This is a genomic window from Moorena sp. SIO3I8, from assembly GCF_010692325.1.
Classification (GTDB): Bacteria; Cyanobacteriota; Cyanobacteriia; order Cyanobacteriales; family Coleofasciculaceae; genus Moorena.
In genome coordinates, this window is sequence record NZ_JAAHHW010000008.1 from 49,555 (window position 1) to 56,831 (window position 7,277).

General features: G+C 44.6%; 6 protein-coding genes, 1 tRNA gene and 1 pseudogene. 2 read left to right on the plus strand and 6 right to left on the minus strand.

The features are described 5' to 3' along the window. Positions 1 to 74: 74 nt before the first annotated feature. Positions 75 to 1,298 carry a DUF3095 domain-containing protein gene (locus F6K51_RS05530; protein ID WP_293018727.1) on the minus strand — a complete coding sequence of 408 codons (1,224 nt, stop codon included), beginning with the start codon at positions 1,296 to 1,298 and terminating at the stop codon, positions 75 to 77. A 170-nt stretch (positions 1,299 to 1,468) separates the two neighbouring features. Between F6K51_RS05530 and murJ the strand changes: the two genes are divergently transcribed. Continuing rightward, on the plus strand, positions 1,469 to 3,091 hold the full coding sequence (gene murJ / locus F6K51_RS05535) for a murein biosynthesis integral membrane protein MurJ (protein ID WP_293018729.1): 1,623 nt from the start codon (positions 1,469 to 1,471) through the stop codon (positions 3,089 to 3,091). Then, the gene (locus F6K51_RS05540; RefSeq protein WP_293018731.1) at positions 3,088 to 3,324 is read left to right on the plus strand and encodes a hypothetical protein; all 237 of its coding nucleotides are present in this window, start codon (positions 3,088 to 3,090) and stop codon (positions 3,322 to 3,324) included. The genes murJ and F6K51_RS05540 overlap by 4 nt, the downstream gene beginning before the upstream one ends. Here F6K51_RS05540 and F6K51_RS05545 read toward each other — a convergent pair. From F6K51_RS05545 to rplS, 5 genes and pseudogenes are all read right to left on the minus strand, one after another. Continuing rightward, entirely contained in the window at positions 3,295 to 4,494 is a 1,200-nt protein-coding gene (locus F6K51_RS05545) for a glycosyltransferase family 4 protein (RefSeq protein WP_293018733.1), read from the minus strand. The two genes, F6K51_RS05540 and F6K51_RS05545, sit on opposite strands and share 30 nt — an antisense overlap. Before the next feature lie 102 nt (positions 4,495 to 4,596). Next, a complete protein-coding gene (locus tag F6K51_RS05550; RefSeq protein WP_293018735.1) occupies positions 4,597 to 6,084 on the minus strand; it encodes a pitrilysin family protein in 1,488 nt (495 codons plus the stop codon). Between the two features lie 389 nt (positions 6,085 to 6,473). Continuing rightward, a pseudogene (locus F6K51_RS05555) lies at positions 6,474 to 6,737 on the minus strand (insulinase family protein); the annotation flags it as partial. Positions 6,738 to 6,827: 90 nt separating this feature from the next. Continuing rightward, positions 6,828 to 6,900: transfer RNA gene (locus F6K51_RS05560), tRNA-Trp, on the minus strand. 94 nt (positions 6,901 to 6,994) lie between these two features. Then, positions 6,995 to 7,277: 50S ribosomal protein L19 (rplS, locus tag F6K51_RS05565; protein WP_293018737.1), on the minus strand; the 283-nt coding region annotated here is incomplete at its 5' end.

The following is a 7,277-nucleotide window of genomic DNA, read 5'->3' on the forward strand; positions in this document are numbered from 1 at the left end:
GAACTAGCGCAGCGCTATAGCTATTGCCTTATGCTAGTCTGATTTATCTGATTTATCCTAACTTGTATTGATGGCTAGTCATCTGGATTAACGGGTGTTCTAAAAGCGGATTTGCTATCAGTAGCATTCTCCTTAAGTCTATCCTTCATATCTTTCGCCGCTACGGCGTAGCCTCCGTCTGCACCATCCACAAAATGTACTTGGCGTCCATGGCGCTCAAATACCAGACAGGTCATCAGTGCTCGGTCTGAAATATGCAGACCATACACTAATTTACCTTGTTTATAATTCTTTTCTAAATAGTCTGTTAATTGTTTTCGTTGTGCTTCATTGCCAGCAATCACCATGCGTAACATATCATCAAACTTTCTGTAATCTGTTGCTGCGATCGCATTTCGTTTATAGGCTCCCCAGTCTCCATCTGGAAATTTCACTTTCAACCTCATCAACAACCAGCCCAAGAAATTCTCAAACCAGATTTTTAAAAAATAGAGCATCCTATGGCTTAGCTTACTCGACTGGGCGCACAGCCGAGTTTCAGCACTTAATTTTTGATAACTAAACCCTAGATTTAAATAGTTTTTATCAACTGGATTTAAAAGCTCTTCACTTCCATATATAGTGTCAATTTTTTCAATAATTTTTCGATAAGTTAAATTAGCTAAATCTCCTTGATTAGGCGTTGCTTTCACAATCAAGCTGATCGTTTCACCATATTTACTAGGAATGTCTTGCCAGCGACACTCTAAATTAGAAAAATCAGCTTTAGCATTATCAGTAGGGTTTTGGTAAAGGTAGAGGTTACTCGTATTTGGATGTTTAATCAATTCAGTAGCATAACTCAAACCATCTCCAGTAAATATAGCCTGATAATAATTTTCAGATACCTTGAGCTTCGCTAATTTAACATCATAATCATTTACTCTGACATCAGACATAGGTACTGCACCCACCCGCAATTCCATCCCAAATTCTTCCCTGGCTAGCTGACTAGTGGCTAATAAGGCTTCCCGAGCAGGGGCAAACAGAGAAGGAGGAATCAACAGAGTTGCTCCATCTCCCCCAAACACAAAAGGAATGTCTAAATTACCTGCTATATTTAAAACAGCGACAATGGAGCAGGCTCCTAATAGGTTAACCTCTTTGTAGCGTCCTGATTCGATAGCTTGAGTCGAACCAATAATATCGCTAATCACAACATACCAATCCCTGGGAACCGATTCAAAATTACGAGAGTCAGTAATATCGATGAAGTTTTCTAAAAGGGGTAAATTAGCATAAAAAAATTCTGTAGTCATGGTTTAATCTAAAGAAATAACAAACCTTTTTACTAGGGTGATAACACCCTGAAAGGCACTTAGATAAAACCAAGCTAGCTGCTACACCCTACCAACCGTCAACTGTCAAGGGTCAACAACAAGGGATCCCTTAAAATAAGCACGTTAACTATTAATTTTATTAACGATTTGTGTCTGAAAACCAGAAAACCACTCGTTCCCTAGCTGGCATTGCCGGGATTGTCGCAGTAGCCACCATTATTAGTAAAGTATTTGGCTTAGTCCGCCAACAAGCCATGGCAGCAGCCTTTGGAGTTGGTCCGGTTATCAACGCCTACAGCTATGCTTACGTGATCCCTGGCTTTTTATTAATCCTCCTCGGTGGCATTAACGGACCGTTTCATAGCGCCTTAGTTAGTGTTCTCGCTAAACGAGATAAATCAGAAGCCCCACGGCTGGTGGAAACAGTAACTACCTTAGTCGCGTGCATCCTGTTACTGGTAACCATTGCTCTAGTGCTATTTGCTCCGCTCTTAATTGATATTCTAGCACCAGGGTTTCAGGATACCCCAGAAGGGTTACAAGTTAGAGCGATCGCAATCCGGCAATTACAGATTATGGCACCCATGGCAGTGCTAGCCGGATTAATTGGCATTGGCTTTGGTACCCTCAATGCTAGCGATCAATACTGGCTACCCGCCGTCAGTCCCTTATTTTCCAGCATCACCGTCATTGTTGGCTTAGGAATATTAGCCCTACAGTTGGGCAAAGAAATTAGTAATCCCGAATTTGCCATGATCGGTGGGATTGTCTTAGCTGGGGGTACCCTTGCTGGAGCAACTCTTCAATGGATAGTGCAGCAAATCGCTCAGTGGCGCAGTGGCCTAGGTAAAATACGCCTACGATTTAACTGGGGTATCCCTGGAGTCAAAGACGTGATGCAGGTCATGGCTCCTGCAACCTTTTCCTCTGGGATGCTGCATATTAATGTCTACACCGACTTATTCTTTGCCTCCTTTCTGCCCCAAGCCGATGCCGCTGCTGCTAGCTTAAACTATGCCAATCTTTTAGTGAATACCCCTCTAGGCATTATTTCTAATGTCATTCTAGTCCCCCTACTGCCAGTATTTTCCCGACTAGCCGCTCCCGAAAATTGGCCAGAACTCAAGCAACGGATTCGCCAGGGAATTCTGCTCACTGCCTTGACAATGTTACCGTTAAGTGCATTGATGGTGACCTTAGCCATGCCCATCGTGCAGGTAGTGTATCAGCGTCAAGCCTTTGATGCTAATGCCTCTCGGTTAGTAGCATCAGTGCTCATGGCTTATGGGATGGGCATGTTTGTCTACTTGGGACGGGATGTGCTAGTGCGGGTATTTTATGGTTTAGGAGATGGACAGACACCCTTTCGTCTGAGTGTGATTAATATTATTCTCAATGCTGTACTAGATTATTTTCTAATCGATGCCTTTGGCACACCCGGTATCGTATTTGCCACCATTGGTGTGAATGCCTTTTCCATGGTAGTGCTGTTATGGCTATTAAACCGCAGGCTAAATGGCTTACCTTGGCAAGAGTGGATGTTGCCAATTCTAGGTTTAGCAGTGAGTAGTGTAATCGCTGGTGCCGCAAGTTGGGGAGTCAGTTGGGGGTGTGAGCAAGTATTAGAAACCAGTATTATTTGGGTAAAGCTGCTGCAATTGAGTTTAGCTGGATTGGTAGGCTTAGGCGTATTTGGTTTATTAGCAACTCAGTTGAAGTTACCAGAAGTGGATATGTTTGTAGCTCGTGTGCGTCAGAAGCTGGGTCGTTGAGAGTCTTCAACCTTCTAACCTTAAACCTTCTAACCTTAAACCTTCTAACCTTAAACCTTCAACCTTCTAACCTTGGCCTATTGGCCACGCTTCGCGAACAACCTTCAACCTTCAACCTTCAACCTTCTAACCTTCTAACCTTTAACCTTGGCCTATTGGCCACGCTTCGCGAACAACCTTCAACCTTCAACCTTAAACTGACTTTATCGTATCCACTGCAAATGCTGGGATAATAACTGATTTAAATCATAACCCTGTTGAATAGTTTCCCTGGCCTTAGCGCGAATAGCAGCCATCTGTTCTGGATGGTCGAGAGCTTCCTCAACCCGATCGGCAATTTCCTCTGGCGAGAAAAAGTCTACTAACAAACCATTAATCCCATCTTCAATCACCTCTGTCACTGGGGGAGTATCAGACGCTACTACCAAACAACCTGTAGAAAGGGATTCTAGCATCGACCAAGACAGAACAAAAGGACGGGTAAGATAAATATGAACAGAGGAAGCTTGAAGAACTTGTAAGTATTCTGAGTAAGGAAGTAAACCAGTAAAGTGGACTCTGTTTAGGTCAAGGGGTACTTTTTCTAACATCAAGTCTTTGTAAGTTTTGCCATCGGGTAGGTTTTTACCATAAGCCACCCGATTTTCCCCGACAATCACAGCATGACACTTAGGACGTCGCTGCTGAAGGATACCGATTGCTTCGATCAATTGGGGAAAACCTCGATAAGGTTCCATGCCCCGTGCCACATAAGTGACTAGTTCTTTCACCTCAGACAAATCTAAGTTTATCTGTTTTAGTACTAACTTTGCCCCTGGATTGGGTTTAAAGAACTCGGTGTCCACCCCATCATGACGCACGGTAATTCTGCTGTGGAAGTCCGCTGGAAATTGCTGGCGCTGCCAGTAAGTGGGAGACAATCCGCGATCGCAACTGGCTAGGTCTAACAAAATCGGGGCATTTTTCATCCGAATCCGGGCTTCATCATCAGCGTTTAAGGGCTCGGATAGATCAAAATCAGCATCTGTGCCATGGGCATGATAAAACCACTCGAAGTAGCACAGTAATCTGGCTTGGGGGAAAGCGTCTTTAATAAATAACGTTGGGCCCCAACCCGAATGACCATAGACCACATCAGGAACAAATCCCTTAGCCTTGAGCTGATTGGCTAAACGATAGACAGCTTGACCCTGAAGTACGGCATTTTCTAATGGTCTAACATAGTGGTGAGTTTCTGGACGTACTTCCCTAGAGTTATTGTAAAGAGCTTTGACAACTCCAGGCAGTTGCCCTTCTTTGCGCCTAGTCCCAAAGACAACCTGGTTGCGGTTATCTTTAGCTAAAGCAGTTGCTATGTGGCGAAACTGGGCAGGGAAATTGGGATGTAGGAATAGAATGCGCATTGAGAATAGCAAAGGGCAAATTGTATGTGGCAAATGGTGAATCGATTTTTTCGGATTTTTTCTTAATTAACCATTAACCATTAACAATTTGCCATTGATTAACTAACTGTTTTTTGGTTTTGGAATCGTAATATCTAACACGGTGACGTCCTGGGAAAGGCTAGTCAGGGCTGGTTCGATTTGGGAAGCATTGCCCACAACTACGGTAACAATCTGATCAGGTTTGAGATATTTTTCCGCCACCCGCTGTACATCCTCAATCGTAGTAGCTGTGACTCCCTTTTGATAACGGAAGATGAAATCCTCTGGGTAGCCGTAGTATTCATAGCGCATCAGCCGAGATAGGGTTTGCTCTGGCTTCTGGAAATTAAACACAAAGGAGTTGAGAACGCTTTCTTTTGCCTTAGCCAATTCTTCTGAGCTAATCGGACTAGTGCGCAATTTCTGGATTTCATCTAGAACAGATTTAATAAAGGGTACCGTGGTTTCAGAGCGAGTTTGTCCCCCAGCAATAAACAAACCCGGATAGTCATAGCGAACACTCCAAACCCCGTAGACCGAGTAAGCTAGACCTTGACGCGATCGCACTTCGTTAAATAGTCTGCCCCCAAATCCATTCATCACCTCATTTAACACAGAAAGGGCGGCGTAGTCAGGGCTATTGAGTTTGCCCCCAATATGTCCCATTTGAATATTACTTTGGGTCAGTTGAGGTTGATCCACAAAAAATATACCCCCTAACTGAGCCTGGGATGCGTCTGGCACCTTTGGCTGTGCTGGCGCAGAGGTAGATTTCCAACTCCCAAATTTCTCCTCAATTAGCGATCGCATTTTTTCGGAGTCAAAATCCCCCACAATACCCAGTATCATATTTTCTGGATATACATACCTCTGTGAGAAAGTGATTAAATCATTACGAGAGATATTGTCTAGATGCTCATACTCTATCGTGCGGGCATAGGGGCTAGTGTCACCGTAGATCAGTTTCGTAAATTCACGAGAAGCAATATCACCGGGATCATCATTGCGGCGGGCAATTTGTCCCGCTAGTTGCTGTTTAGCTAGAGCCAGCTTAGATCGAGCAAAGGCAGGCTTTTGAATAACTTCAGCAAACAAATCAAAGACCAAGTCCAAATCTTCGCTCAAAGCACTAAAACTCGCACTGCCAGAACTAGTGTCAATACTAGTTTCCACCGAAGCTGCCTTTTCTTCTAACAGCACATTTAACTCATTGCCTGAGTGTTCAGTGGTACCCCCAGTACGCATCACAACTCCCGCCATAGTCGCTAAGCCAATTTTGTCAGCAGGCTCAAGGCGATCGCCGGTGCGAATCATTGCGGTACCACTCACCAAAGGCAGTTCATGGTCTTCCATCAAATAGACCACCATCCCATTGTCTAACTGATAGCGAGTGTAGTCCGGTAGCTGAATTGGTGGTAACGGGTCAAACTCTAATTCATCGTAATGGCGTGGGGTATCAGCTATTGCTGGTAGACGAGACACAAGCACTACCACTAGCATTGTCACTACCAGTAGCCCGATCCATTTCAGGTATTTGGGATTTTGGCTTTTCGATTTTAGATTGGTCATTGGTCATTAGTCATGGGTAATGCGATCAATAGTTGGTGGTTACCAGGTTTAAGGTTAGGAGGTTGAAGGTTAGGAGGTTGAAGGTTGTTCGCGTAGCGTGGCCAATAGGCCAAGGTTAGGAGGTTGAAGGTTGTTCGCGTAGCGTGGCCAATAGGCCAAGGTTAGGAGGTTGAAGGTTGAAAGTTAACCAGTTGTTCGCGTAGCGTGGCCAATAGGCCAAGGTTAAGCGGTTGCCGGTTGCCGATTATACACTTTACCCTTCAACCAAACCACCTACCCTACATCAGATCCCTGGGCATGAACAACGAAACAACATTCAACCTTCAACCTTCTCACCTTCAACCTTCTCACCTTCAACCTTCAACTGAGAGCAACCTTGAAGCGTTTAGCTACTCAATTGGTAAAATCCGTCCAATCGTGCGGTTTTCTGGTCGAAAAGTTGCCTGAGCCACTCGCTGAATGTCTGCTGCACTCACTGCCTCTATATCTTCTATTTCCTTGAACAAGTTACGCCAATCACCGGTTTTGACCTCATAGGTTGCCAAATTTCTGGCCATACCCATATTGGAATCAAGCGATCGCAATAGGCTAGCCCTTGCCTGAGTTTTTACCCGTTCCAATTCTTGGGGTGAAACTAGTTCAGTTTTGAGCTTTAAACCCTGGCATCCCACAGGTGCGACCCGCAGCGAATCCAATCCGCTAAGGAAAAGCGCACCTAACTTTTGTATTCTACCAATTTTGAGCGCGCCCTGGAGGACTCGAACCCCCGACATCAGGTTTTGGAGACCTGCGTTCTACCAACTGAACTAAGGACGCAGATGGAGTAGAGAGGTAGAGGTTAACCTCTCGCTTTATTTAGTTTACCCTAATTTTGGCATTTACACCAACCTGATGCTAGGCCAGAAAAAGGTTATAAACTACGGTCAAAGCGTTGTTTGATGCGAGTAGCCTTACCAACGCGATCGCGTAAATAGTATAGCTTAGCTCGACGCACCTTGCCTCGACGGACTACTTTTATATTAGCAATTTTTGGAGAATGGAGTAGAAAAACCCGTTCCACACCAACCCCTTGGAAAATCCGGCGTACTGTAATCGTTTCATTAATGCCACCATTGCGCATGGCAATCACAGTGCCTTCATAGGGTTGAATCCGTTCCTTATTACCTTCTTTAATCCGTACCCCCACCCGCACA